This window comes from Streptomyces sp. NPDC087787 (assembly GCF_044743035.1).
Classification (GTDB): domain Bacteria; phylum Actinomycetota; class Actinomycetes; order Streptomycetales; family Streptomycetaceae; genus Streptomyces.
The window spans coordinates 23,283-48,358 of the sequence record NZ_JBIUVQ010000021.1; the positions used below are offsets into that span (position 1 = coordinate 23,283).

Below are 25,076 nucleotides of genomic sequence, written 5' to 3' on the forward strand. Positions count from 1 at the left end.
GCAGGCGCCGCTCTCCGGAGCGGCGCCTGCCGGCGTGTCCGGGCCTGTCAGCCCTTTGGTGAGGCGCCGCCCGACGGCTGCGCGCCCTTCTTCAGGAAGCCCATGTCCTCGTAGACGGGGGTCTGGAAGCCGAAGGCCCCGACGTTCGCGAGGTTCCTGCGGACGGCCGTGAGCTGGGGGCGCTGATAGAGGGGGATCGACCCGGCCGCCGCCCAGATGCGGGCGTCGGCCTTGCGCAGCAGGCCCGCCTGCTCGCCCTCGTCCAGGGTGGTGAGGGCCTGGTCGAAGAGCTGGTCGACCTGGTCGGTGCCGACGCGGCTGTAGTTCTGCTGGACGTTCAGGGAGCCGTCGGCGGCCGGCACCGGCTTGGCGTAGATGGGCCGGGCGTCGGTGGCCGGCCACGCGGAGGCGGGCCAGGAGTACAGCGCGAGGTCGAACTGGCCGGAGGCGATGTGGTCCCGGAAGTAGCTCTCGTCCGGGACCTTGGTGATCTCCGTGCCGATGCCGACGTTCTTGAGCATGGCCGTCACCCGGTCGGCCACCTTGCGCAGCGTGTCCGAGCCGGGGCCCGAGGGAACCACGAAGCGCAGCGTGAGCGGCTTGCCGTCCTTGGCCAGCGGCCCCGCGGCGGCGGGTCCCGGAGCGGCGGTGCCCTTGGGGGCGTAGGCACCGGGCGCGCCGCCCTGCCTGAGGTGGTCGTGGGTGTACTGCCTGCCGTCCTGGGCGAGCTGCTTGGCGCCGCTGTCGGCCGGCCCGCTCTGCTCCTGGTCCTTGTGGTCCCGGTCCTGCTCGCTCCGGCCGGGTCCCTTGCCGTCCTCCACGTCGTCGTTCCGGCCGACGACGTATGTCCCGTCGCCGGCGGAGTTCTGCGAGCCGTGGCCCTCGCCGCCGGCCGCCTTGTCCCCCTTTTCGGCCGTCTTGGCCTTCTTGGCGTCCTTCTGCTCCTTGACCGGACCGGGCACCCAGCCGGCGTCCGCGAGCAGGTCCCGCGCCTGGGCGGCGTCCTCGCCGCCGAGGGCGTCGCTGCTGTCGGCGTAGGCGTTCTGGCCGGACAGCGCGAGGTGGCTGCCGACCGGTACCGCGGGCAGGCCGAGCGGCTTCAGGACGATCTCGGCGAGTTCCTTGCGGTCCAGCGCGTGCGCCACCGCCTGGCGGACCCGCTCGTCGGCCAGGGGGCCCTCGGAGCCGTTGAGGGCGAGCTGGGTGTACGCGGGCTCCAGCGACTTGCGCACCTGGAAGTCGCGCAGTGACTCCTGCTGCCGCAGATAGGCGGTGAGCGACGTGCGCTCCGCCGCCAGGGCGCGGCGCTCGCGGCCGGCGGCCTTGTCGTCGGAGCCGTGCAGCACCGACCAGGAGCGCAGCGCCTTGGCAGCGGTGCGGCCGTCGGCCGGCCCCCGGAAGGGGCTGCCGCCCTGGACGGCGGCCGTGATCCGCTGGACGTCGCCGGGTTCGATGTCGGCCACGTCCACGGAACCCTCGGCGAGGGCGGCGGCCCGCTTGTCGCCCGGCACCTCGTGCAGCACGATCTCGGACAGCTTGGCCGGGTGGCCCCACCAGCGCGGGTTGCGCCCGAGGACGATGTCCTTGGACTTGGTGTCGATCTTCCGCACGGCGAACGGTCCGGCGCTGACCGCGAGCTTTCTGCGGGCGCCGTCGTTGAAGGCGTTCGCGGTGCCCATGACGTCCTTGGGGTACAGCGGCGAGAACAGCGACTGCCAGTCGGCGTAGGGGCGGGCGAAGGTCACGCGGACCTCCAGGTCGCCGGCGCCGCGCTCGATCTTCTCGATGCGGTCGTACCCGGCGTTGCGGGCGGTCCAGTACGCCGAGTCCTTGCCGGACAGGGCGCGCCACTGGGCGGCGAAGTCGGCGGCGCCGATCTCGCGGCCGTCGCTCCAGACGGCCTGCTGGTTGAGCCGGTAGACGACGACCTGCTTGGGCTCGGTCTCGACCACCCGGGCGGACTCCAGGTAGTCGGCGTCGCGCTGGGGACGGCCGTTCGCGTCGAGCCGGAACATGGCGGGCAGCACCGCCTGGGCGATGCGGGTGGTTCCGGCGTCGGCGTCCGCCTGGAAGGTGTTCAGCGTCTGCGGCATCGCGTCCACGGCCCAGCGCAGTCTGCCTCCGTCGGTGATCTGGTTGCGGGCGGCGGGCGCGATGTCCTGGGCGGCCAGCGGCTTGCTGTCCTCGTCGTCCGAGCTGCAGCCGGCGAGCAGGGGCACCGCCAAGGCGCCCGCGGTCAGGAAGGCGACCGAGCGCAGGACCGCGCGCGGACCGACACCGTCGTGGGACATCTGTGCTACCTCCGTGGAGCCGCTCCCGCCGGTGGCACGGGTAGGGTTTGATCGCATTTGGCGGTATTTTGGTGTTCATCAGATCTACGGCCCACTGAAGAGGAAAGGGTTCGTCAGCCGGAGGCGACACGACGGAGCGGGCGCGCAAGGTCACCCGTTCGGCGCAGGAGCCTCCGGCGCCCCCGGAGCGCGTGCGGGCGCGCGCGTGGGGTGTGCAATCCGCCAATCGGTGCACATCCCTTCCCACCGACAGGTGTGACGCGCAACACTCGCAGGCGCATGAACGTCGCCGCCTAGGGTCTTTCGGCCCGTGGAAGTGAGGTCACGTCATGTCCGTGCACGACGACCTGACGTCGGTCCAGCGCGCTCTCGACGATCTGCTGCGGTCGGTGGGCCGACTGGAGCACCAGCTCACAGGCGGGCTGGAGATACGCCGCGTGCGCACCGACGCCGACCACCTGCGGGAGAGTGTCGCCCTGCTGCGCGAGGCCTCCGAGGACCGGGCCGCACCGCAGCAGCCCGCGCTCGTCACCATCTCCGACGCGCCCTACGACATCTCCCTGTGGACGGACTCGGACGACGAGGGACTCGGCGCCCGCGACCGCCACGCCCCCTGAACCGACCGTGAGTGACCCGAAGGGGCTCGACACCGGCTCCCGTGCCCCGGAGACGAGCCTGACAGGAAGGTGCGTCCCCCATTGGCCACAGGTACCGAACCCCCCGGCACACAACCCCATACGCTCGGCGGCGGTGTCCGCTCCCCCGGACGGGCGAAGATCGCCGCCCGGCATCTGCGGACCGACCGCTGGTGGCTGGCGCCCGCCGCCACCGCGGCCGGACTGCTCGCGTTCGTCGTGTACTCGACCTGGCGGGCCTTCGCCAACGCGCACTACTACGCGGCGCCGTACGTCTCGCCGTTCTACTCGCCGTGCCTGGCGCAGAACTGCCGGACCATGCACGCGGGCCCCAACGCCGACCTGTTCGGCGGCTGGTGGGCGATCTCCCCGGCGATCATCATCCTGATCTTCCCGCTGGGCTTCCGGCTGACCTGCTACTACTACCGCAAGGCCTACTACCGGGGCTTCTGGGCGTCCCCGCCGGCCTGCGCGGTCGCCGAGCCGCACCGCACGTACACCGGCGAGACCCGCTTCCCGCTGATCCTGCAGAACATCCACCGGTACTTCTTCTACGCGGCGATCCTGGTGGCCGGCGTGCTGACCTACGACACCGTGCTGGCCTTCCGCGACCAGCACTACCGCTGGGGACACATGGGGCTCGGCACCGTCGTCTTCCTGGCCAACATCGCGCTGATCTGGGCGTACACGGTCTCCTGCCACTCCTGCCGGCACATCGTGGGCGGCAAGATCAGGCACTTCTCGAAGCATCCGGTGCGCTACCGCCTCTGGCAGTTCGTGAGCCGGCTGAACGCCCGCCACATGCAGCTCGCCTGGGCCTCGCTGTTCAGCGTGGCGCTCGCCGACTTCTACGTGTACCTGGTCGCCTCCGGCGCCTTCGACGATCCGCGGTTCTTCTGATGAGTCCGATGAGTACGCAGACTGGGGCCTTGTGATGTCCGTGGTGGACCGGCAGGAATGGGACGTCGTCGTGGTCGGCGCGGGCGGCGCAGGGCTGCGGGCCGCGATCGAGGCCCGCGAGCGCGGGGCGCGCACCGCGGTGATCTGCAAGTCGCTGTTCGGCAAGGCGCACACCGTGATGGCCGAGGGCGGCATCGCGGCGGCCATGGCCAACGCCAACGAGCACGACACCTGGCAGGTCCACTTCCGCGACACGATGCGCGGCGGGAAGTTCCTCAACCAGTGGCGGATGGCCGAGCTGCACGCGCAGGAGGCCCCGCAGCGGGTGTGGGAGCTGGAGACCTGGGGCGCGCTGTTCGACCGTACGAAGGACGGCCGGATCTCGCAGCGCAACTTCGGCGGGCACGAGTACCCGCGCCTGGCCCACGTCGGCGACCGCACCGGCCTGGAGCTCATCCGCACGCTCCAGCAGAAGATCGTCTCGTTGCAGCAGGAGGACAAGAGGGAGACCGGGGACTACGAGTCCCGTCTGAAGGTCTTCCAGGAGTGCACGGTGACCAGGGTCCTCAAGGACGGCAACGGCGTCTCGGGGGTCTTCGGCTACGAGCGCGAGTCCGGCCGCTTCTTCGTGCTGGAGGCGCCCGCGGTCGTCGTCGCGACCGGCGGCATCGGCAAGTCGTTCAAGGTGACGTCGAACTCGTGGGAGTACACCGGCGACGGGCACGCGCTCGCGCTGCTCGCCGGGGCACCGCTGCTGAACATGGAGTTCGTGCAGTTCCATCCGACGGGTATGGTCTGGCCGCCGTCGGTGAAGGGCATCCTCGTCACCGAGTCGGTCCGCGGCGACGGCGGGGTGCTGCGCAACTCCGAGGACAAGCGGTTCATGTTCGACTACATCCCCGACGTCTTCAAGGAGAAGTACGCCGAGTCGGAGGACGAGGCGGACCGCTGGTACGAGGACCCGGACAACAACCGGCGCCCGCCGGAACTGCTGCCCCGTGACGAGGTCGCCCGCGCGATCAACTCCGAGGTCAAGGCGGGCCGCGGCTCACCGCACGGCGGGGTGTTCCTGGACGTGTCGACGCGGATGCCGGCCGAGGTCGTGCGGCGCCGGCTGCCCTCGATGTACCACCAGTTCAAGGAGCTGGCCGACGTCGACATCACGGCGGAGCCGATGGAGGTCGGGCCGACCTGCCACTACGTGATGGGCGGTGTCGCGGTCGACTCCGACACGGCGGCGGCCCGCGGGGTGCCGGGACTGTTCGCGGCCGGGGAGGTCGCGGGCGGCATGCACGGCTCCAACCGGCTCGGCGGCAACTCGCTGTCCGACCTGCTGGTGTTCGGGCGCCGGGCCGGGTGGCACGCGGCCGAGTACGCGACGGGGGCCGCGCCCGGACGCCCGCGCGTGGACGACGCCCAGGTCGACGCGGCGGCCGCGGAGGCGCTGCGGCCGTTCTCGGCGGAGGGCGAGCAGGGCGGAGAGCCCGCGGGCGGGCCGCCGGAGAACCCGTACACCCTGCACCAGGAACTCCAGCAGACCATGAACGACCTGGTCGGCATCATCCGCCGCGAGGGCGAGATGGAGCAGGCCCTGAAGAAGCTCGCCGAGCTGCGGGTACGGGCGCGGCGGGCCGGGGTCGAGGGGCACCGGCAGTTCAACCCCGGCTGGCACCTCGCGCTCGACCTGCGGAACATGCTGCTGGTCAGCGAGTGCGTGGCGCGGGCCGCGCTGGAGCGCACGGAGTCCCGCGGCGGGCACACCCGCGAGGACTGCCCCGCGATGGATCGCGACTGGCGCCGGATCAACCTGCTGTGCCGGCTGACCGACCCGACGGGCGGGCTGGCGGCGACGGACCCCGTGCGCGGCCAGATCACGCTCTCCCGGGAGACCACCGAACCCATCCGCTCCGACCTGCTCGCCCTTTTCGAGAAGGAGGAGCTGGTCAAGTACCTCGCCGAAGAGGAGCTGTACGAATGAGCAGCTACGAGGCCCGCTTCAAGGTGTGGCGGGGCGACGCGGGGGGCGGGGGCCTGGAGGACTTCACGGTCGAGGCCAACGAGGGCGAGGTGGTCCTGGACCTCATCCACCGGATCCAGGCCACCCAGGCGCCGGACCTCGCCGTGCGCTGGAACTGCAAGGCGGGCAAGTGCGGTTCGTGCTCCGCGGAGATCAACGGGCGGCCCCGGCTGATGTGCATGACCCGTATGTCGGTCTTCGAGCCCGAGGAGACGATCACCGTCTCCCCGCTGCGCGCCTTCCCGGTCGTGCGCGACCTGGTGACGGACGTCGGCTACAACTACGCCAAGGCGCGCGAGGTTCCGGCGTTCGTCCCGCCGGCCGGTCTCGGTCCGGGCGAGTACCGCATGTTCCAGGAGGACGTGGACCGGTCGCAGGAGTTCCGCAAGTGCATCGAGTGCTTCCTGTGCCAGGACGTGTGCCATGTCGTGCGCGACCACGAGGACAACAAGCGGGCGTACGCGGGCCCGCGTTTCCTGATGCGCGTCGCCGAACTCGACATGCACCCGCTGGACGCCGCCGCGGACACGGGCCTGGACCGCAAGCGGGCGGCGCAGGACGAGCACGGCCTCGGCTACTGCAACATCACCAAGTGCTGCACGGAGGTCTGCCCCGAGGGCATCAGGATCACCGACAACGCGCTGATCCCCTTGAAGGAACGGGCCGTCGACCGCAAGTACGACCCGCTGGTGTGGCTGGGGTCGAAGATCGGGCGGCGGTCGTCGTAGGTCCTGTACCGGGGCCTGGACCGACGCCGTGATCATGACCGGCGGGCCCAGCCTTCCCGGTACGCCGTCCAGTCGTCCTCCGTGGCGGCGAAGTCGACGTACAGCGCGACGCCGAAGCGCTCGCGGCCGGCGTCCGTGCGGGAGAGGCCGAGGCGGACACCGCGGACGGCGGCGGGGACGGTTTCGGCGGAGGCGCGGTGACCGAAGCGGTTGTCGTGGAAGAACGGCAGGCCCATCAGCAGGTCGGTCGTGGGCGGGGTGACCTCCAGGGCGAGGGAGGTCTGCTGGGCGACGTAGCCGCCGTACAGGCTCGGCAGCGGCTGCATGGTGTCGTACGACATCACGGCGATCTGGTCGACGCGGCGGGCGACCTGGGCGAAGTACGCCTGCGACCACCACTTGGGGTGGTTGGTGAGCGTGCCCCACAGGCTGTGGAAGGCCGGCAGCGGGTCGATCTGGTGGGCGGCGACGGACAGGGGGACGTTGTGGGCGCGGGTGACGGCGCGCAGGTCGTCGAGCAGGCCGAGGTAGTCGCGGTCGCCCGAGTGCAGCGGCTCCAGGTCGAAGTGCGCTCCGTCGAAACCGGCCGCCAGGATCTCGCGGGTGGAGGTGACCACGGCCGCGCGCGTCGCGGCCCGCTCCAGCCGCATCCCGTCCGGGCTCTCGGTGGCCAGCTCGTCCCCGAGCCAGGCCTGCACACGGACGCCGGGCAGCGCGCGGTGCACGGCGGGTATCAGCCAACCGGCCCTGGAGTACGCCGACTCCGGCAGGGTGCCGTCGTGTTCGAGCGGACCCGCGTGCACATACAGGTCACGGATACCGGTTCCGCGCAGCCGGCGGGCGAGGGCGGCGACATCGGCGTCCTTCTTCCGCCCGTCCACCCAGGCATGCCCGAGCCAGATCGCGTCCTGCCCCCTGGTGTACGTCCCGTCGGCGAGGTCACCCATGTAGTTCACGCGAAGGGCGGCCTCGGCCCCGGCCAACGGCAGCACCAGCAGCAGCACCAGCGCGAGGGCGACCCTCCGAACCCAGCGAAGACCACGCCGCGAGCGCCGGACCGGACCCGCTCGGCCCTGGCCGGGGTCGGCGGGCGCGGTGCCGGGTTCGCGTTGGGCACCGGTGGGCTCTTGCGGGACGGCCACGTCGCCCGCACCGGGCGCGTTCGCCGCGGCGGTGACGTCCTCCCCGCCCGTCCCGCCCTCCGCGCCGGCGGTGCCGCGCGTACCGTCGGCTTCGCCGCCCGTGACGGTCAGGTTCTCCGCGCCGGTGCCATCGGCTCCACCGATGGGCCCGCCCGCCGCACCGGACGCGTCCGCCGCGGCGGCAGTCTCCCGGCCGGCGGCGTTCTCCCGGCCGGCGGCGTTCTCCGGGTCGGACGCGGGCCCCCCGCCGGGCGTGGGCCTCGGTTCGGCGCTCTCCTGCTCGCCGGTGGTGTTCTTCATGTCGGGGCCCCTCCCGTGTTGCCGTGTCCCGTCTGCCCCACCAGTGCCGCGGCCCGGTCGCGTGCCCGCTCGGGGGGTCATACGCTCCCGAATGTGACGGCATCGGTGTTCCGGGCGGCCCGGCCGCGGTGCGCGGCCCGCCGGCTGTCGGGGCGGGTGGCGCACATCGTGCTGGCCGGCGCGGCGGGCATCGTGTGGCTGCTGCTTCCGGGGATGACGATCAACAGCGGCACCGCGGTTGCGCTCCCCGAGACCCGTCCGGTGACCGCCACCGCCGCACCTCGGCACGACGAGACGTCGCCGGGCTATCTCGCCCTGCCGCTCGTGGCGGTGGGCACGGCGGGTGTGCTCGCCGGGTACGCGTACGTCCGGCGGACCCGGCGGGCCAGGACCCGTACGACCCCGGGCGGCGGCCCCGCCCCGCCGTCCGTGCCGTGGCGGTCACCGCCGCCGTCCGGCGAACTCGACCGGCATTCAACGGAGTTGATCGCCCTCGCGGACGACTGGGTGCGCACCAGCCGGGAGGAACTCGGCTTCGCCGAGGCGCGGTTCGGCGCGGCGGCCGTCGAGCCGTTCGCGCGGGCGGTGCGGGAGGCGGACGCCGAGCTCGCCGCCGCCTGCCGGATGCGGGAGCGCTACGACCACGGTGTCCCCGAGGACGCGGCGGCCCGGACGCAGGCGCTGGCCGGCGTGGTCGGACGCTGCGAGGAGGCGGGACGGCTGCTGGACGCGGAGGCCGCCCCGTTCGACGAACTGCGTGGCCTGGACCGGGGGTCGCGCGAGGCGCTGGAGGTCGCGGAGGCACGGTTCCGTGAGCTGGCGGGGCGCACGGGAGCCGCCGCTTCGACCGTCGCCGGACTGCGCGAACGGTACGGGCCGGCGGCCGTCGCACCCGTCACGGGACACGTGGAGCTGGCCAAGGACCGGCTGCTGCTGGCCACCTCCCGGCTGAACCGGGCGCACCAGTCGGCGGACGCGGGAGACGCCGCGGCGGCCGCCCGTCACCTGCGCGTGGCCGAGGGCGCGGTCGCCCAGATCGGGGTGTTCGTGCACGGCGTCGAACGGCTGGCCGAGGAGCTGTCGACCGCCGGGCGCCTCGTACCGGCGGCGCTCAGCGGCGCGGAGGCGGACGTGGAGGCGATCCGGCGCGCGGCCGAGTCCGCCACCGCACAGCTGACCGCCGGTTCCCCCGGCACCCCGGGCCCCGGAGCGGCGTCGCGGCCCTCGCCCGGCGCGGGCGCGGACACGCCCGGCGCCTCCGGCGCGGCGCCCGCCCCCGTGCCCGGCGCGTCCTCGGTCGCCGTCCCCGTCGACGCCGCCGCCGGTGAGCTGCGCGCCCGCGTCACGCACGCCGACCTGGAGCTGGCCCACGTACGCGTTCGCGCCCAGCCGGCCGCGGGGCCGTACGACCCGCTGGACGCGCTGCGGCGGATCGTACGGGCGACCGCGCCGGTCGGCACCCGGCGCTCCGGTGTCCTGTCGGCCGCCGAGGAACTCGTCGCGCGCAGCGCCCTCGCCGCCGCCGACGACTTCGTCGGCACGCACCGGGGCGTGGTCGGCGCCACGGCCCGCATCCGGCTGGCGGAGGCCTGGCGCCTCCTGCCGGCCGACCCGCGGACCGCCGACGCCTTGGCCCGCCAGGCCCGCGAACTCGCCGAACAGGACGTGCGCCTGCACGGCAACCCGAGCATCGCCGGCGACCCGTCCGCCGGCGCCACCGCGGCGGTGCTCGGCGGCATCCTCCTGGGCGAGGACCCCGACGGCGGTCCGCCCGCCTGCTACGGCGGCCCGGGCACCCGGGCGCGCCGCCGCCCGAAACCGGCGTAGGCCTGGCCGGGCGGGCGGTCAGAACAGGCTCAGCAGTGCCTCCGCCGGGTCGGTCAGGACGTTCTCCCCGTCGGGCAGCGGGAGTTCGAACCAGACCGTCTTGCCGCGGGGGGTGCGGCGCGAGCCCCAGGCGGCGCTGAGCAGGCCGACGAGCTGGAGGCCGCGGCCGCCCTCGTCGGTGTCGCGGGCGCGGCGGCGGCGCGGCTGGACGAGGCCGGAGTCCCACACCTCGCAGACCAGGGTGCGGTCCAGCAGCAGGCGGAGCCTGATCTCGCCCTCGCCGTAGCGCAGCGCGTTGGTGACCAGTTCGCTGACGAGGAGTTCGGTGGTGTCGATCAGCGGTTCGAGGTCCCAGGCGGTCAGCTGGGCGCGGGCGTACTCACGGGCCCGCCCGACGCTGCGGGGTTCGCGTGGCAGGGCCCAGTCGCCGACGGACTCGGCGGGCAGGCCCTGGACGCGGGCCATCAGCAGCGCGATGTCGTCCTCGCCGTGGTGGGAGCCCAGCGTGTTGAGGATGTGGTCGCAGACGTCCTCCAGGGGGCGGGAGGGGTCCGTGAGGGCTCCGACGAAGGCCTGGAGGCCCTCGTCCAGGGGGTGGTCGCGCGATTCGACCAGGCCGTCCGTGTAGAGCGCCAGCAGGGCGCCCTCGGGGAGTTCGACCTCCACCTCCTCGAAGGGCTCGCCGCCCACGCCGAGCGGCATGCCGGGCGGCACGTCCAGCATCAGCGCGGACTCGCCGGGTTCGACGAGCACCGGGGGCAGGTGGCCGGCGTTGGCGAAGGTGCACCGTCGGGTGACCGCGTCGTAGACGGCGTAGATGCACGTCGCCAGGTACACCTCGGAGAGGTCGGCCTCGCGGGGGCGGCGGGCGGCCCGGGTGGCCTGCTGGACACCGCCGGGCGCGCCTAGCCCGCGGGCGATCTCGTCCAACTGGGCCAGCACCTCCGCCGGTTCCAGGTCGAGAAGGGCGAGCGTGCGGACGGCTGTGCGCAGTTCGCCCATGGCGACGGCGGCGCGCAGACCGCGGCCCATGACGTCGCCGACGACCAACGCCGTGCGGTGGCCGGGCAGTTCGATGACGTCGAACCAGTCGCCGCCGACCTCGCTCGGCCGGCCGGTGGCGGCACTGCCGGGCAGGTAGCGGCAGGCGATGTCGAGGCCGGAGGCCTCCGGGTCGCCGGGCGGCAGCAGGGACCGCTGCAGTATCAGCGCGCGTTCGTGCTCGCGCCGGTACAGGCGGGCGTTGTCGATGCAGACGGCGGCGCGCGCGGCGAGTTCGACGGCGAGTTCGCGGTCGCGCTGGCCGAACGGCTCGCTGCCCTTGGTGCGGGCGAACTGCGCGAGTCCGACCACCGTGTCGTGGGCGACCATCGGCACGGCCAGCGTGGTCTGCACGAGGCCGCCGTCCTCGCCGGGCACGGTCGTCGGGCGGGCGGTGCGCAGGGCGTCCGCGCGGGGCGAGTTGAACGGATAGTGGTGGACGGCGCCGAGCTCGACGTGTGCGACGGTGCCGCCGAACGGCGCGCCGGAGACCGCGCTGGCGAAGGCGACGCGGCGCAGTCCGGCGCTGCCGTCGGCGAGTCCGGGCGGGGTCTCGTCGCCGGCCAGCAGGCCCTGGTAGAGGTCGACGGTCGCCAGGTCGCAGAAGCCGGGGACCACGACGTCGAGGAGTTCGCGCGCGGTGGTCTCCAGGTCGAGGGAGTTGCCGATGCGGGCGCCGGCCTCGTTGAGGAGGGCGAGGTTCCGGCGCGCGGCGGCGGCCTCGCGGGCGGCGTCGCGGCGGCCGGTGATGTCGGTCCCGAGCCAGGCGATGCCGATGGGCCGGCCGCTGCCGCTGTGCACGCGGTAGAGGTTGATGGACCAGTGGCGACGCCCGTCGGTTCCCGGCACGAAGCCGGAGACGTGCATGTCCGTGATGGACTGGCCGTCCTCCAGCACCCGGCGCAGGGTGGCGGTGACCCGCTCGGCCTCGCCGCGCGGCAGGTAGTCGCGCACGCCCTTGCCCCGGTGGTCGTCCGGCGTGCCGCCGAAGACGGAGGCGAACCGCTCGTTGGCGCGGCGGACCTTGAGGTCGGCGTCGATCAGGAGGAAGCCGAACGGGGATTGACCGAAAATCGCCTGCGAGGCGGCGAGATCGGTCTCGATCCGCCGCAGGGTGCGGACGTCGACGACGGTGCACACGGCGGCCCTGTCGCCCTCCACCGTGGTCGTCGGCATCACATAGACCTCGGCGAGTCCCTCCTCACCGCGCCGGCCGTCCTCGTCGTCCGGGATCCGGAAGGGGACCACGCCGGTCCACTCCCGCCCGTCGAGGATCTCGGCCATCTTGCGCTGGCCGTGCTCGCGCAGGTCGGGGTCGACGAACGCCTCGATGGGGTCCATCCCGACGGCGCGTTCGGCGGAGATGCCGAAGAGGCGCTCGGCGCGCAGACTCCACTGGTCGACGTGTCCGTCGGGGCCGATGGAGAAGGAGGCCACCTTGATGTAGTCGTACATCGAGCCGGGCGGGCTGCTCTGCCACATCGCGTCGGCGTACGGCGCCCCGTCGGCGGCACCGCCGCCCGCGGATCCCGCCCTCGCGCCGTCCGACGGGTCCTCGGACTCCGTGGCCTTCGCTGGTATCTCGCTCACGCGAACCGTCCCCTCCAGCTCACCGCGCCCGGCACCGGTCACCGGGGGCGGCTGCCCGCAGTATCCAGCACTACGGCGCCGCACGACACGGTGTTCACGATCACAGGACCATCCCGATGCTTTCCGGTCCGGCCTGCGACAACACCAACAGTCTTCTAACCAGGCAGGACCGGGTCGAACCCCGCTCCGCTCACCCCGGCACGGCGAGTTCGAACCAGACCGTCTTGCCGGTGTCGTCCGGCCGGGTGCCCCAGCGGCGGGAGGCGGAGGCGACCAGTTGCAGTCCGCGGCCCGACTCGTCGTCCGCGCGGGCCGGGCGCTCGTGGGGCGGCTCGGGCAGCGGGTCGGAGACCTCGACCAGGAGCACCTCGGGCACGTCCGCGGGGCGCCGCAGCCGAACGCCGATGGGACCGGTCGCGTACCGCAGGGAGTTGGTGACCAGTTCGCTCACCAGCAGGGCCGCGGTGTCGCCGAGCGCGTCGAGGTCCCAGTTGCGCAGCTTGCCGCGGACGGCGGCGCGTGCCGAGCGCACCGCGCCGGGGTCCGCGGGAAAGGTCCACTCGGCGATGTCGCCATCGGTGTCGATCACGCCGTTCACTTCCCGGGCACGCCGATCATTTCGCAGGCCCGCGAGCCTGCCCATGTCCGGTTTCATGGGACTGAAGGAGGCATACCCGGTATCCGGCGTGAGTACCGCGATCCGCGGGGCCGTAGCGCAGACGACGGCGTGGTGTGGCACGAACGGCGTACGCGGAGCGCGTCCCACGTCTCGCACGCTCCGGGAATGCAACGGAGCACACGGTGGCGCTCACTCCTCCGGGGCACCGTCCGCCGGGCCGGCGCCGAGGTGGGCGAGGGTCTGCCGCACGGCGGGCACGTCCTGGTCGAGCCAGGGGACGCTCCAGATCTCCGCCGGAGTGAGCCAGCGCAGGTCGTCGTGGTCCTGGAGGGGCTTGGGGCCGGCGGAGCCGGGGCGCAGCCGCGCGGCCCACACCTGGAGTTCGTACGGCGGCCGCAGCGGCCAGCTGCCCGGCACGCGCTCGACGGCCTCGGTCTCGACGCCGAGTTCCTCGCGCAACTCGCGCACGAGGGCGGCCTCGGGGCGCTCACCGGGCTCGACCTTGCCGCCGGGCAGCTCCCAGCGGCCGGCCAGCTCGGGCGGCGCGCTGCGGCGCGCGGCGAGCAGGCGGCCGCCGTCGAGCAGGGCGGCACCGACCACCACGATCCGTTCGCTCATGCGCCGGAGCCTACGGGAGCGGGCCGGCGTACGGCGAAGTCGTCAGCCGTCGCCGCCGGCGCTCTGCCCGATCCGTTCGACCCAGTACAGCTGGGTGTCCGGACCGTCGAGGCTTTCCGCGATCTTCTGCGCCTCGGCGCGGGTGGCGTACCTGCCCACGCTGTACCGGTTGCCGTTGTCGTCCTGCCGGACGACGAGCCAGGGAAGGGTGATCGTGCCGTCGTTCATCGCGCCCCCAGTGCTCCTTCCCGCCCCTGTGCGTCCGGCTCCCGGCCCCCGCCGCATCCCGCCCGTTGAGGAAACCGCACTCCGCATATGCCTGAGCCTACGCCCAACCTTCACGCAGCGAATACGGCTTTTCACAAAGAGGTAGGCAACCGGCCAGTACGGGAATCGGCCGCCCGGGGGCGCACGGAGGCGAACGCGCCGTGCGAGGTGCCCTGGACATCCGTTCGTGGGCATGCGGCAGGCGCAATGGCGACCTGCGAGAACGGCCGGAATGCGGCGCCCGGGCGGGGCGGCGCGGCGGACGGGCGGACGGTCCGGGCGCCAAGGGGCGCACACCACCCCCGCGGAATCACCGTTTCCGCACAACCCTCCGCCCCGCGGTGGTCCCCTGCCCCCGTCCCCTGTGCCGCGTCTCCTACTTCACCGGCAGGTGGTACGCCACCCGGTACCGGTCGGCGGGGATCACGACGTCCGCCGTCTCGACGGGGCGGCCGGAGGCGTAGAAGGTGCGCTGGACCACGACCACGACATGGCCGGGGACACCGCCGAGGGCGTGCAGTTCCTCGGCGAGACCGGGGCGGGCGCCGACCTCCTCCGTGACGTTGTCGACGATGAGGTCGATGGCGCGCATGCGTTCGACCACGCCCATGCCGCCGAGCGGGCCCTCCTCGGGGAGCATGACCGGGGTGCGGCCGGTGAGCGCGAGCGGCTCCCAGGAGGTGGAGAGCATCATCGCCTCGCCCGCGTCCCGGAACACGTACTTGGTGCGCATCACGCGGTCGCCGGGCTTGATGCCTAGCCGTTCGGCGATGGCGCCGCTCGCCTCGGCCTGCGTGCTGCCGGACTCCCAGGTGCCGCGCGCCTCGGCGTCGGCCTGCTCCTGCCGGAACGGCGTGGCGCCGCCGGCCAGGCGGAAGCCGGAACGGGCGACCCGGCGCGGCACGGGCCGCTCGCGCACGTACGTCCCCGAACCGGAGCGGCCCTCGACCAGCCCCTCGGCCATCAGCACCTTGCGGGCCTCCAGCGCGACCGTGTCCGAGACGCCGTACTCCTCGCGGATCCTGGCCTGTGAGGGAAGCCGTGTGTGCGGGGGCAGCAGACCGTCGACGATCTTCTTGCGGAGATCATCCGCGACGCGCAGGTACGCCGGCTGCTCACCGAAAGTCACTGGCCGCTCCCATCGAGTTGTACAGACGGCAACAGCGTGGCAACCGCGGGTTGTACTTGCAAGCGAGGGCCAGAGAATCACTCGAAGTGATGACTTGCGGAGCGCGAAGGCATGCCCAGGCGCTTTCTGCCCCCAGCGGCCTCCCTCACACCTTCGCGGGACGGAAAGCGGAGGCGATGGGCGCGTGGGGCCGGGCCGAGAAACGGACGTGTCGTACGGACGTGCCGTACGGGAGAGATGACGGGGCGTCGGCGAACGCCGCCCCTTAACCTGCGTCCATGACACCTCTGCCGGACCGCTACTGCCCCACCGACGGCGTCCGCGTCCCCGGCGACTCCCTCGCCTGGTGCTGCCCGACCTGCCGCGGCCCGCTCGACCTCGACTTCTTCCCCACTCCGGCGCCCCTGAAGTCCCTCACCGGGCGGGTGAACTCCCTGTGGCGGTACGCGGAGACGCTGCCGATGCCGGCGCCCACGCTGTCCCTCGGCGAGGGCCGTACCCCCCTCGTGCCGCTGACGGACGAGGTCTCGGCGAAGCTGGACTTCCTGATGCCGACGCTGTCGTTCAAGGACCGGGGCGCGGTGCTGCTGGCCGAGCTGGCGCTGCTCTCCGGCCCGCGCCGGGTGGTCGCCGACAGCAGCGGCAACGCGGGTACGTCGATCGCCGCGTACTGCGCCCGCGCGCGGCTGCCGTGCACGGTGTACGTGCCGCTCGGCACGTCCGCGAAGAAGCTGGAGCAGATCGAGGCGCACGGGGCCCGCGTGGAACTGGTCGACGGCAACCGCGCGGCGGCGGGCGGGGCCGCGCAGCGCGCGGCGGACGAGCCGGACACCTTCTACGCCTCGCACGTCTACAACCCGTACTTCCTGCACGGCACCAAGACCTACGTGCACGAGCTGTGGGAGGACCTCGGCGGGCGCCTGCCGGAGGTCCTGGTCCTGCCGGTGGGCAACGGCACGCTGCTGCTGGGCGCCGCGCTGGCGATCGCCGAGCTGTTCGGTGCCGGCCTGCTGGACCGGCGCCCGGCGCTGTGGGCGGTGCAGGCGGCGGCGGTCGCCCCGCTCGCCCACGCCTGGGCGGAGGGCGCGGAGGAACTCACCGGCACGACCCCCGTGGCCCCCACCCACGCCGAGGGCATCGCGATCCCGCGTCCGCCCCGGGCCCGCCAGATCCTGCGTGCGGTACGGGACTCGGGCGGCACGTTCCTGACCGTGACGGAGGACGGCATCCGCCACGCCCAACTGGACCTCGCCTCCCGCGGCCTGTACGTCGAGTCGACGGGCGCGGCCTGCTGGGCGGCGATCCGCGGGGGCGCCCTCGCCGGAAAGTCGGCGGTGGTCCCCCTCTGCGGCGCAGGCCTGAAGTCGGGCCTGGCCCACCCCTGACACCCACCCGCCCCACCCCGGAGCCCCGGCCGGGCTGCGATCGAGCGCGAGGGCGGCGAGCCGATCAGGCTGAAGTTGTGGCTCTTCCCGGACCTGTCCTACGTGACCATCGCGTGGATGGCCGGGGTTCTCGCGGTCATGGTCGTCATGCCGGAGACCCGGCCGCAGGTGGGGCTGAGCTTCCTCAGCCTGGCGGTGGTGCCGGCCGCGTACGGGTACCGGGTGCGTGGCCGGCGGCGGGTGGCGCGGGCCGCCTGAGTCCGTGGTCTCCAGCCGGTGGCCCGACCCGGCCGGAGACCGCGCATCCCCCGACCCGCGGGTTGAAGCCCCATACAGACCGCCCTCCTTATGGGTCTCGCACACATGCCCTCCCTCTGTCTCCCGTGCCTAATGTCTCCCGTGCCTAATGTGGGCCGCCGCAGCGGGACGGAGCCGTGGATGCGCGAAGGAGAGGGCGGGAACATGCCGAACGGACGAAGCCGTGCGGGCCGGTGGCGGATGCTGCTCGCCCTGCTGATGGCCGTGGCGGCCGGACCGGTGGCCGGCGCCGGCACCGCGTCGGCCGCCGAAGCGCCGCCGTCGTACCTCACCCTCGAGGCGAGCTACGGAGCCGGCACCGTCACCAACGGCTGGGAGCGCGTGGAGCGCTACCTCGACACCACCCCGGGATTCCGCACCGAGGGCTACCCGGCCGACGGCCGCGGCGACCAGGACGGAAAGCGGGTCACGTACTTCGGCGGGGTCTCCCGCCCGTCCTCCAGCCGCTTCCTGCTCTACTCGGCCCCCGGCTGGAACACCGGCAGCCGCACCACACCGGTCCTGCTCGTGCACGGCGCCAACGACACCGCGGACCGCGCCTGGGCCAACCCGGGCGAGGCGGGCGGCTACGGCTGCGGCGCCCTGTCCTGCCCGTCCACCGGGCTGATGCAGTACCTGTCCGCACGCGGCCACCGCGTCTTCGCCGTCGGCTTCGCGCACAAGCAGGGCGACAACCTGATGCAGGCGCAGATCGTCGGCGACGCCATCGCCGCCATCAAGGCGAAGCTCGGCGTCACCAAGGTCGACCTCGTCGGCTGGAGCAAGGGCGAGATGTCGACCCGCGCGTACGTGTCGTCGCTGAAGCCGAGCTGGGGGCGGGCGTACGCCGGTGACGTGCGCAGGCTGATCACCGTGGGCGGCCCCAACGGCGGCTACGACTACCCGTACGCTCACGGCTGGGCGCACGACTTCTCCATCTGGCCCGAGTGCGGCGGCACGGTCAACGCGCCCTCCCCGCACTCGCGGATGACCTGCTACGGCCTGTACACCGCGCACCCCGAGTTCTCGATGACGCCCTCCGGCGGCTACGACAACTACCCGGGCCAGCGGCAGATGCTGGCCCGCTGGGACGGCAGGTACGGAGTCGACGGCGCCGCGCAGGACTGGTACACGACGTACTACGGCGGCCAGGGCTTCTACACCGCCGGCAGCGGCATCCAGGCCGCCATCGACGCCGGCTCGCTGATCAAGCCGCTGCACGACGCCGGCGTACCCGCCTCCGTCACCACCTACCTGCTGGCCGGCGGATCCCCCACCGTCGTCGGCATCTTCAACGAGAACCGCGGGCCGAGCGACGGTGTCGTCTTCACCGCCAGCGCGCTCGACACCACGGGCATCCCCACGGTCGGCGGCACCGCCACCGTCGCCGGGGCCAACCACCTGGAGCTGGGCTGGAACGGCTCGGCCGCCGACCGGATCGCCACTTGGCTCTCGTAAAGGATCAAAGGACCAGATGACGATGACCAGCAGCATCCGCACCCGCCGGGTACCCACCGACCGCCTCACCGTCCGGATCACCGACCTCCGGGACGAGGGCGAACCGGTCGTCTTCGTCCACGGCAACGTCTCCTCCGCCGCCTTCTGGCACCCCACCATGGCCCTGCTGCCGGAGCGCTACCGGCCCATCGCGCCGGACCTGCGCGGTTTCGGCGGCACCGACCCGCTGCCCATCGACGCCACGCGCGGCCTGCGCGACCACGCCGACGACCTCGCCGCGCTGCTGGCGGCCCTCGGGATCGACCGGGCGCACCTGGTGGGCTGGTCCATGGGCGGCGGCGTGATCATGCAGTACCTGAGCGACCACCCGGCCGCGGTGCGCTCCCTGACCCTGGTCAACCCGGTCTCCCCGTACGGCTTCGGCGGCACGCACGGGGTGGACGGAACCCTCAACTCCGAGGACGGGTCGGGCTCGGGCGGCGGCACGGCCAACCCGGAGTTCGTCGCTCTGCTGGCCAAGGGCGAGCGCGGCGAGGACTCCCCGGTGGCGCCCCGCTCCGTCCTGGCGAACTGCTACGTCAAGCCGCCGTGGCGCCCCGAGGGCGAGCAGGAGGACGCCTACGTCGACTCCATGCTCACCACCCGCACCGGCGACGACCACTACCCGGGCGACAGCGTGCCGTCGACGGCCTGGCCGGGTGTGGCCCCCGGCACCCGGGGTGTCCTCAACTGCCTTTCCCCGCTGTACTTCCGCCTCGACGAGCTGCATCTGATCGAGCCCAGGCCGCCGGTGCTGTGGATCCGCGGCGAGGACGACGTGATCGTCTCGGACACCTCGATGTTCGACCTGGCGCACCTGGGCGCGATCGGCGCGGTGCCCGGCTGGGACGGAACGCCCGCCCAGCCGATGGTGGCGCAGACCCGCCACGTCCTGGACCGCTACGCGGCGCACGGCGGCACGGTCCGCGAGGTCGCCGTCCCCGACGCCGGGCACGCGGTGCACCTGGAACGCCCGGAGGAGTTCGGCGCGGCCCTGCTGGGGATCCTCACGGCATGACACCATGCACCACGGTACGCACCACCGAACAGGGCGCCGTCCGCGGCAGTGTTTCCACTTCCGCGGACGGCGGCGTGGCGTCCTTCCTGGGCATCCCTTACGCCGCCCCGCCGTTCGGCCCCCGCCGCTTCCTGGCGCCGGGCCCGCCCGAGCCCTGGGCGGGCGTGCGCGACGCCACGGCCTACGGCCCGACCGCGCCGCACGCGCCCTACGCGCCGCCCTTCGACGCCCTCATCCCGGAGAACGACATCCCCGGCGAGGACTGTCTGAACCTCAACATCTGGACGCCCGCCCCGGAGCGCGGGGCCGGTCTGCCGGTGATGGTGTGGCTGCACGGCGGGGCGTTCTCCAACGGCTCCGGCTCGGCGCCGGGGTACGACGGCAGCGCCTTCGCCCGCGGCGGTGTCGTCTGCGTCACCCTCAACTACCGCCTGGGCTCGGACGGTTTCCTCCACCTTCCCGGCGTGCCGGACAACCGCGGGCTGCTGGACCAGGTGGCCGCCCTGCGCTGGATCCGGGCCAACATCGCCTCCTTCGGCGGCGACCCCGACCGGGTGACGGTCTTCGGCGAGTCGGCGGGCGCGATGGGCATCGGCGTCCTGCTGTCGACCGGCCTGGCCCGCGGGCTGTTCCACCGGGCGATCCTGCAGAGCGGCGCCTGCCACCACTTCCTGCGTCCGTCCTCGGCGGCCCTGATCGCGTCCCGGCTGGCCGCGAAGCTCGGCATCGAGGCGACTCCGGAGGCCTTCGCCGGGGTCCCCCTGGCCGACCTCCTCCCCGCCCAGGCGCAGCTCCGCGCGGAGGTGAGCGCCCGCCCGGACCCGGCCCTGTGGGGGGAGGCGGTGCTCAACTTGATGCCGTTCGAACCGATCACGGACGGCCTGACCCTGCCCGGCCCCGACTGCGGAGTCGACCTCCTGATCGGCAGCAACCGCGAGGAGAACCGCCTGTTCCTGGTCCCCACGGGCCTCCTGGAGAGGATCTCCGAAGCCGGTCTCCACACCGCGGCGACGGCCTACGGCCTCGACCCGGCCAAGGCCCTCCCCGTCTACCGGGCGACCCGCCCCGCAGCCACCGCGGGCGAACTCCTCTCCGCGGTGGCGACGGACTGGTTCTACCGCATCCCCGCCGTCCGGCTGGCCGAGTCGGTCCCGGGCTCCCACGTCTACGAATTCGCCTGGCGTTCCCCGCGGTTCGGGGGCCATCTGGGCGCCTGCCACGCCCTGGAACTCCCCTTCGTCTTCAACCGTCTCCAGGACCCCTCGTACACCCCCCTGGTGGGCCCCCACCCACCCCAGCCCCTCGCGGACGCGATGCACGAGGCCTGGCTCTCCTTCGCGAAGACCGGCAACCCCGGATGGCCCGCCTACGACACGACCTCCCGCACCACGATGGTCTTCGCGAACGCCCCCGTGTGCGAGGACGACCCGCGCGGGCAGGAACGCCTGCTGTGGGACGGCGTGCGCTGAAGTCCCCGTAGGCACGTTGGTGACCATGTGCGGCAGGAGGGCGCCCTCAGCGAAGTGACTGTTCCGTCCAGATGACCTTTCCGGTCGATGTGTAGCGGGTCCCCCAGCGCTGGGCGAGCTGGGCGACGAGGAACAGCCCTCGTCCCCCTTCGTCGGTGCTGGCGGCACGCCGCAGACGCGGTGAGGTACTGCTGCAGTCGCGGACCTCGCATATCAAGGCGCGGTCATGGATGAGCCGCATCTCGCACGGCGCCGTGAATGTGGCGCAGCGGCACATCGGAGCACTCCGCCGCCTGCTCGAACCTGAGCTGCCGGCCCGGAGCCCCTCGCGATGGCTGGTCCGGGGAGCGGGCGGCTACCACCTGGAGGTGGAGCCCGGCTCGCTGGACCCGCTGCGCTTCCGTGCCCTGGACCGACCCCACTGACCTGCACGTTTGCCAGCGCGCGGCGAACCACGCTACGGCGGCGACTAAACGTTGAAGCGGAATGCCTGCGACCTGATCCTGACCTGCGGCGGAGCCCGGCCCAGGGCGCTGACCGGCGCTTTCACCGCTTGGTTGCGTTGGCCTCCGATGAGTGTTTACGACCGTACTGCGGACTGCCTGCGGACCGGGCAGCCTCCCCCGTGCCGCCCTGGCCATTCGCACCCACAGAGTTACGACCACCGGTAGGATCGGCACCATGAGCAGTAGCAAAAAGTATTCCATCAGCCTGCCCGAGGACCTTGCCGAGGCCGTACGCGCCCACGTCGGGCCCGGCGGCTTCTCCGCCTACGTCGCCGAAGCCCTGGAACAACGGGTCGCCATGGACAAGCTTCGGGAGATCGTCGCCGACTTCGAGACCGACAACGACGAGCTCACCCGCGAGGAGGTCGAGGCCGCCCGCGCGCTGCTGCGCCATGACCACCGACAGGTCGGCGGTGCCGCCGCCTGATGCCTGGCACCCTGCTGCTCGACAGCGAAGGACTCTCCAAGCTCTACCGCAAGGACCGCACCGTCGTGGCCCTGGTCCAGGCGGCATCGGAGGAGGGCATCCGCGTGGCCACCAGCGCCATGACCACCCTTGAGGCCGATTACGAGCGGATCCACCCGGCCCGCATCAAGTGGGTCCTCTCCCGCATCGACGTTCACGACGTCACCAAGAAGGTCACCGACGAGGCCGCCGCCCTCCTGCGCACCCATCATCTCCACGGCCACAAGTACGCCATCGACGCCGCCTTCGCCGTCATCGCCCGCAACGCGCCCCCGCCGGTCACCGTCCTCACTTCCGACCCCGAGGACCTGACGCTCCTGTCCGGCCCTTCCGTAGAGGTCGTCAAGGTCTGAAATACCGGCCCCAGTCACGCCGACCTGCCCCACAGCCAACACCACAGCGCCCTGCGGGACCGGGGCTCCCGGGAGAGCCCGGGCGGTGCCGTGGCTCACGCGGGACGAGACCGGACCCCGATTCGGCCTGTACGTGTCCGCGGCCGGTGCCGCCGCTGGTCGCCCCTGGGTGGGCCGGTGGTGGACGACCCGCACGACCCGTCGGTGGCCCCGGACCGCGGCGCCGATGCGGCGCCGGCCCGCGCATTCCGTGAACGTGACCGGCTGCACCGTCCGGCGGGACGCCATCCAGCTACGGCGGGCATCCCAGCAGCACCGTAGTTGACGCCGTAAGTACGGTTACTCATACGCGCATTGTGAGTACCGCCTACCTTCGCGTGGTGTCTACAAATCCAACACGGCGATCGTCCGCTTCTGGCAGGAGTGGCTGGTGCTGCTGCCTGCTGTTCGCTGTCCTGCCCGTCGGCTGGTTCATCGCCGCCCCCTTACTACCGGAGCAGGTGTTCTGGTTCCCGTTCTGGTTGGGGGCTGTGGTGTGGAACGGAGCGGACGGCCAAGGCGGCATCAGCCACTTGTTCGGCTAACAGCAGGCAGGGACCAGAGCGGTATGGGCACAGAGACGTCCAAGGATCTGACGATGACTCTGAACGTTAAATGACAAGCTGAGTGCCTGTGTCAGAACCTCCCCTGACATGGGTCCTGGTGGGCGCTGAGCCTTCGAAAACAAGGCGCCGCCGCGCGGCGCGAGCCCGGCCGCGCTCACCCGATGCTGTTGCCGAATGCAGCCGGTCCCCGTGAGCGTGAGCTCGCCCTATGGAACGGCGTCCTTTGACAGCGGGCATTGATCGTGTGTTACCGAAATTTGAGTGATCTCCGGGCCCGGGTAGGCCCATGAAGAGCGGAGTACGCCTGGGTTGCGAGTCGGCGACGGATCGTTCGGAAGGGTGGATTCCGCGCGATCGTTGAGCCATGCCCGAACTAGCCGACAAGCAGCCCTTCAGCGGAGAGGGCGCCCTCACCGCAGGTTGTCTCCTGCTTCTCGTACTGGTGGCGGACGTGGCGGCCGGGCTGTTGGTCGTCATCGCGCTTGCCGTCCGAGGGCTGGGCCGGATGGACGCCAGCTCCAGACAGACAGCGACCAGCGTGCCGCCCCTGGACTGGGCGCCAGTTCTGGGCTTCGGCGCTCTGGCCCTGGCGGTCGGCGTAACGGCCTTCGTGCTGCTGCGGATCGGGCACCGAGTTATCGGGGCGGTGCAGCTGACGCTCTGCGTTTTCCTGGCAGTCCACACGCTGGGGTCCTGGCCCTGACCCAGATGTAGTCAGAGTGGCTGTATAAGTGAGCGATGCTCACTTATACAGCCAGTCGGAGGCGCCTTGGAACCGAAGGTCCTGGCACAGGCACTGAGGTGGGAAAACGCTCATTGCCTGTCAGTCGGATCAGCCCAGCACGTTCGGACATGCGTAACCCCCTGGTCTCCGGCTCCCTGCTGAGCCACCCAGGACGACCGTACGGGCGCCATGCACAACCGTCCATGCGCTCTCACGACTATGCGCGTTCTTGCATAAAGACGGCCCGCGGGAAGCCGTGCCGGTACGTCCTGCTGTCCTGGGTGGCACCCCTCCCCCCAGCCGCCCTCAAGCGCCAGCGGAACACCAGGTCAGGGCTGATACGGACACCGTCAGCGGGTCAGCACCAAGTCAGCACGCTCCCCGGAAAAGGCCGGAATCAGGTGGAGGAAAAGGAAGGGGCCAGACCTTGCGATCCGGCCCCTGACCTGGGGTTTCTTGCCTCTGACCCGCAGTTCAACAGGTCAAGGAATCAGGCACTAGACGTTGAAGCGGAACTCCACCACGTCCCCGTCGCGCATCACGTAGTCCTTGCCCTCCATGCGGGCCTTGCCCTTGGCGCGGGCCTCGGTGACCGAGCCGGACTCCAGGAGGTCCTCGAAGGAGATGACCTCCGCCTTGATGAAGCCCTTCTGGAAGTCGGTGTGGATGACACCGGCGGCCTCGGGGGCGGTGGCGCCCTTCTTGATGGTCCAGGCGCGGGACTCCTTGGGACCGGCCGTCAGGTAGGTCTGGAGGCCGAGGGTGCGGAAGCCGACGTGGGCGAGGGTGGCGAGGCCGGGCTCGTCCTGGCCGACGGACTGCAGGAGTTCCAGCGCCTCGTCCTCGTCCAGCTCGGCGAGGTCGGCCTCCAGCTTGGCGTTGAGGAAGATCGCCTCGGCGGGGGCGACCAGCGCGCGCTGCTCGTTCTTGAAGTCCTCGTCGATCAGTTCGTCCTCGTCGACGTTGAAGACGTACAGGAAGGGCTTGGTGGTGAGCAGGTGCAGGTCGTGCAGGAGCTCGGCGCGCTCGCTGCCCTGGACGATGCCGTGCGCGAAGAGCGTGTCGCCCTTCTCCAGGATCTCCTGGGCCTCCTCGACCGCCTTGACCTTGGGACCGATGTCCTTCTTGATCCGCGACTCCTTCTGGAGCCGGGGCAGGACCTTCTCGATGGTCTGGAGGTCGGCGAGGATCAGCTCGGTGTTGATCGTCTCGATGTCGTCCTTCGGCGACACCTTGCCGTCGACATGGACGACGTTCTCGTCCTTGAAGGCGCGGATGACCTGGCAGATCGCGTCCGACTCGCGGATGTTCGCGAGGAACTTGTTGCCGAGCCCCTCGCCCTCGCTGGCGCCGCGCACGATGCCGGCGATGTCGACGAAGTCGACGGTGGCCGGGAGGATCCGCTCCGACTTGAAGATCGAGGCGAGCTGGGCGAGGCGACCGTCCGGCACGCCCACGACACCGACGTTCGGCTCGATCGTGGCGAACGGGTAGTTGGCCGCGAGCACGTCGTTCTTGGTCAGGGCGTTGAACAGGGTCGACTTGCCGACGTTCGGCAGACCGACGATTCCGATCGTGAGCGACACGTTGCGACTTCCCGTACGTGAGGAGACTGGCGGCCAGGCGGCCGATCCACCAGTCTACGGCGTGTC

At 72.1% G+C, this 25,076-nt stretch carries 22 protein-coding genes and 1 pseudogene; 14 read left to right on the forward strand and 9 right to left on the reverse strand.

The window, feature by feature from the left end:
* Positions 1–47: 47 nt before the first annotated feature.
* The gene (locus ACIOWN_RS28350) at positions 48–2,291 is read right to left on the reverse strand and encodes an ABC transporter family substrate-binding protein (RefSeq protein WP_401983683.1); all 2,244 of its coding nucleotides are present in this window, start codon (positions 2,289–2,291) and stop codon (positions 48–50) included.
* 329 nt (positions 2,292–2,620) lie between these two features.
* Here ACIOWN_RS28350 and ACIOWN_RS28355 point away from each other — a divergent pair, with 329 nt between their 5' ends.
* The 4 genes from ACIOWN_RS28355 to ACIOWN_RS28370 all read left to right on the forward strand — a co-directional run bounded on the left by ACIOWN_RS28355 (position 2,621) and on the right by ACIOWN_RS28370 (position 6,571).
* Positions 2,621–2,908 carry a hypothetical protein gene (locus ACIOWN_RS28355; RefSeq protein ID WP_362346138.1) on the forward strand — a complete coding sequence of 96 codons (288 nt, stop codon included), beginning with the start codon at positions 2,621–2,623 and terminating at the stop codon, positions 2,906–2,908.
* A gap of 81 nt (positions 2,909–2,989) precedes the next feature.
* Entirely contained in the window at positions 2,990–3,826 is an 837-nt protein-coding gene (locus tag ACIOWN_RS28360) for a hypothetical protein (protein WP_362346140.1), read from the forward strand.
* A 34-nt stretch (positions 3,827–3,860) separates the two neighbouring features.
* Entirely contained in the window at positions 3,861–5,804 is a 1,944-nt protein-coding gene (locus ACIOWN_RS28365) for a fumarate reductase/succinate dehydrogenase flavoprotein subunit (protein WP_362346142.1), read from the forward strand.
* Complete coding sequence (locus ACIOWN_RS28370; protein WP_362346144.1) at positions 5,801–6,571, forward strand: succinate dehydrogenase/fumarate reductase iron-sulfur subunit; 771 nt, start codon at positions 5,801–5,803, stop codon at positions 6,569–6,571. Before ACIOWN_RS28365 ends, ACIOWN_RS28370 begins: the two co-directional genes overlap by 4 nt.
* Before the next feature lie 32 nt (positions 6,572–6,603).
* Here the strand turns inward: ACIOWN_RS28370 and ACIOWN_RS28375 are convergent, their stop codons facing one another.
* Positions 6,604–8,013, reverse strand: a complete 1,410-nt coding sequence (locus ACIOWN_RS28375; RefSeq protein WP_362346146.1) for a hypothetical protein — start codon at positions 8,011–8,013, stop codon at positions 6,604–6,606.
* Between the two features lie 93 nt (positions 8,014–8,106).
* Here ACIOWN_RS28375 and ACIOWN_RS28380 point away from each other — a divergent pair, with 93 nt between their 5' ends.
* The gene (locus tag ACIOWN_RS28380; RefSeq protein WP_362346148.1) at positions 8,107–9,840 is read left to right on the forward strand and encodes a hypothetical protein; all 1,734 of its coding nucleotides are present in this window, start codon (positions 8,107–8,109) and stop codon (positions 9,838–9,840) included.
* Between the two features lie 18 nt (positions 9,841–9,858).
* Here ACIOWN_RS28380 and ACIOWN_RS28385 read toward each other — a convergent pair whose 3' ends face one another.
* From ACIOWN_RS28385 to ACIOWN_RS28405, 5 genes are all read right to left on the reverse strand, one after another.
* A complete protein-coding gene (locus ACIOWN_RS28385) occupies positions 9,859–12,471 on the reverse strand; it encodes a SpoIIE family protein phosphatase (protein WP_362346150.1) in 2,613 nt (870 codons plus the stop codon).
* Between the two features lie 190 nt (positions 12,472–12,661).
* Positions 12,662–13,126 carry an ATP-binding protein gene (locus tag ACIOWN_RS28390; protein ID WP_401983684.1) on the reverse strand — a complete coding sequence of 155 codons (465 nt, stop codon included), beginning with the start codon at positions 13,124–13,126 and terminating at the stop codon, positions 12,662–12,664.
* Positions 13,127–13,279: 153 nt separating this feature from the next.
* Entirely contained in the window at positions 13,280–13,708 is a 429-nt protein-coding gene (locus ACIOWN_RS28395; RefSeq protein ID WP_362346154.1) for a (deoxy)nucleoside triphosphate pyrophosphohydrolase, read from the reverse strand.
* Positions 13,709–13,750: 42 nt separating this feature from the next.
* Complete coding sequence (locus tag ACIOWN_RS28400; RefSeq protein ID WP_326803938.1) at positions 13,751–13,936, reverse strand: SPOR domain-containing protein; 186 nt, start codon at positions 13,934–13,936, stop codon at positions 13,751–13,753.
* Between the two features lie 415 nt (positions 13,937–14,351).
* Complete coding sequence (locus ACIOWN_RS28405) at positions 14,352–15,104, reverse strand: GntR family transcriptional regulator (RefSeq protein ID WP_100572008.1); 753 nt, start codon at positions 15,102–15,104, stop codon at positions 14,352–14,354.
* Positions 15,105–15,382: 278 nt separating this feature from the next.
* Between ACIOWN_RS28405 and ACIOWN_RS28410 the strand changes: the two genes are divergently transcribed.
* From ACIOWN_RS28410 to ACIOWN_RS28430, 5 genes are all read left to right on the forward strand, one after another.
* Positions 15,383–16,489 carry a pyridoxal-phosphate dependent enzyme gene (locus ACIOWN_RS28410; protein WP_362346157.1) on the forward strand — a complete coding sequence of 369 codons (1,107 nt, stop codon included), beginning with the start codon at positions 15,383–15,385 and terminating at the stop codon, positions 16,487–16,489.
* Between the two features lie 117 nt (positions 16,490–16,606).
* A complete protein-coding gene (locus tag ACIOWN_RS28415) occupies positions 16,607–16,747 on the forward strand; it encodes a hypothetical protein (protein WP_362346159.1) in 141 nt (46 codons plus the stop codon).
* Between the two features lie 204 nt (positions 16,748–16,951).
* The gene (locus ACIOWN_RS28420) at positions 16,952–18,244 is read left to right on the forward strand and encodes a lipase (protein ID WP_362346161.1); all 1,293 of its coding nucleotides are present in this window, start codon (positions 16,952–16,954) and stop codon (positions 18,242–18,244) included.
* 22 nt (positions 18,245–18,266) lie between these two features.
* Entirely contained in the window at positions 18,267–19,301 is a 1,035-nt protein-coding gene (locus ACIOWN_RS28425; RefSeq protein WP_362346163.1) for an alpha/beta hydrolase, read from the forward strand.
* The gene (locus ACIOWN_RS28430) at positions 19,298–20,770 is read left to right on the forward strand and encodes a carboxylesterase/lipase family protein (protein ID WP_401983686.1); all 1,473 of its coding nucleotides are present in this window, start codon (positions 19,298–19,300) and stop codon (positions 20,768–20,770) included. The genes ACIOWN_RS28425 and ACIOWN_RS28430 overlap by 4 nt, the downstream gene beginning before the upstream one ends.
* A 46-nt stretch (positions 20,771–20,816) precedes the next feature.
* Here the strand turns inward: ACIOWN_RS28430 and ACIOWN_RS28435 are convergent.
* Positions 20,817–21,020 (reverse strand): annotated as a pseudogene (locus ACIOWN_RS28435) (ATP-binding protein); the annotation flags it as partial.
* Here ACIOWN_RS28435 and ACIOWN_RS28440 point away from each other — a divergent pair.
* From ACIOWN_RS28440 to ACIOWN_RS28455, 4 genes are all read left to right on the forward strand, one after another.
* A complete protein-coding gene (locus ACIOWN_RS28440; protein ID WP_362346682.1) occupies positions 21,001–21,195 on the forward strand; it encodes a hypothetical protein in 195 nt (64 codons plus the stop codon). The pseudogene ACIOWN_RS28435 and the gene ACIOWN_RS28440 overlap by 20 nt on opposite strands.
* A gap of 256 nt (positions 21,196–21,451) precedes the next feature.
* Positions 21,452–21,703: a hypothetical protein gene (locus ACIOWN_RS28445; RefSeq protein ID WP_355758762.1), complete on the forward strand. Its 252-nt coding sequence runs from the start codon at positions 21,452–21,454 to the stop codon at positions 21,701–21,703.
* Entirely contained in the window at positions 21,703–22,095 is a 393-nt protein-coding gene (locus tag ACIOWN_RS28450) for a DNA-binding protein (protein WP_362346167.1), read from the forward strand. Before ACIOWN_RS28445 ends, ACIOWN_RS28450 begins: the two co-directional genes overlap by 1 nt.
* 969 nt (positions 22,096–23,064) lie before the next feature.
* Positions 23,065–23,403, forward strand: a complete 339-nt coding sequence (locus ACIOWN_RS28455) for an inner-membrane translocator (protein ID WP_362346169.1) — start codon at positions 23,065–23,067, stop codon at positions 23,401–23,403.
* A 518-nt stretch (positions 23,404–23,921) separates the two neighbouring features.
* Here the strand turns inward: ACIOWN_RS28455 and ychF are convergent.
* Complete coding sequence (gene ychF / locus ACIOWN_RS28460) at positions 23,922–25,010, reverse strand: redox-regulated ATPase YchF (protein WP_362346171.1); 1,089 nt, start codon at positions 25,008–25,010, stop codon at positions 23,922–23,924.
* Between the last annotated feature and the right edge of the window lie 66 nt (positions 25,011–25,076).

Coding starts and splice junctions, on each gene's coding strand:
- ACIOWN_RS28350 (WP_401983683.1), bottom strand. CDS start 2,291: ATGTCCCACGACGGTGTCGGTCCGCGCGCGGTCCTGCGCTCGGTCGCC.
- ACIOWN_RS28355 (WP_362346138.1), top strand. CDS start 2,621: ATGTCCGTGCACGACGACCTGACGTCGGTCCAGCGCGCTCTCGACGAT.
- ACIOWN_RS28365 (WP_362346142.1), top strand. CDS start 3,861: ATGTCCGTGGTGGACCGGCAGGAATGGGACGTCGTCGTGGTCGGCGCG.
- ACIOWN_RS28370 (WP_362346144.1), top strand. CDS start 5,801: ATGAGCAGCTACGAGGCCCGCTTCAAGGTGTGGCGGGGCGACGCGGGG.
- ACIOWN_RS28375 (WP_362346146.1), bottom strand. CDS start 8,013: ATGAAGAACACCACCGGCGAGCAGGAGAGCGCCGAACCGAGGCCCACG.
- ACIOWN_RS28390 (WP_401983684.1), bottom strand. CDS start 13,126: ATGAAACCGGACATGGGCAGGCTCGCGGGCCTGCGAAATGATCGGCGT.
- ACIOWN_RS28395 (WP_362346154.1), bottom strand. CDS start 13,708: ATGAGCGAACGGATCGTGGTGGTCGGTGCCGCCCTGCTCGACGGCGGC.
- ACIOWN_RS28400 (WP_326803938.1), bottom strand. CDS start 13,936: ATGAACGACGGCACGATCACCCTTCCCTGGCTCGTCGTCCGGCAGGAC.
- ACIOWN_RS28410 (WP_362346157.1), top strand. CDS start 15,383: ATGACACCTCTGCCGGACCGCTACTGCCCCACCGACGGCGTCCGCGTC.
- ACIOWN_RS28415 (WP_362346159.1), top strand. CDS start 16,607: ATGGCCGGGGTTCTCGCGGTCATGGTCGTCATGCCGGAGACCCGGCCG.
- ACIOWN_RS28420 (WP_362346161.1), top strand. CDS start 16,952: ATGCCGAACGGACGAAGCCGTGCGGGCCGGTGGCGGATGCTGCTCGCC.
- ACIOWN_RS28425 (WP_362346163.1), top strand. CDS start 18,267: ATGACCAGCAGCATCCGCACCCGCCGGGTACCCACCGACCGCCTCACC.
- ACIOWN_RS28430 (WP_401983686.1), top strand. CDS start 19,298: ATGACACCATGCACCACGGTACGCACCACCGAACAGGGCGCCGTCCGC.
- ACIOWN_RS28440 (WP_362346682.1), top strand. CDS start 21,001: ATGAGCCGCATCTCGCACGGCGCCGTGAATGTGGCGCAGCGGCACATC.
- ACIOWN_RS28445 (WP_355758762.1), top strand. CDS start 21,452: ATGAGCAGTAGCAAAAAGTATTCCATCAGCCTGCCCGAGGACCTTGCC.
- ACIOWN_RS28450 (WP_362346167.1), top strand. CDS start 21,703: ATGCCTGGCACCCTGCTGCTCGACAGCGAAGGACTCTCCAAGCTCTAC.
- ACIOWN_RS28455 (WP_362346169.1), top strand. CDS start 23,065: ATGCCCGAACTAGCCGACAAGCAGCCCTTCAGCGGAGAGGGCGCCCTC.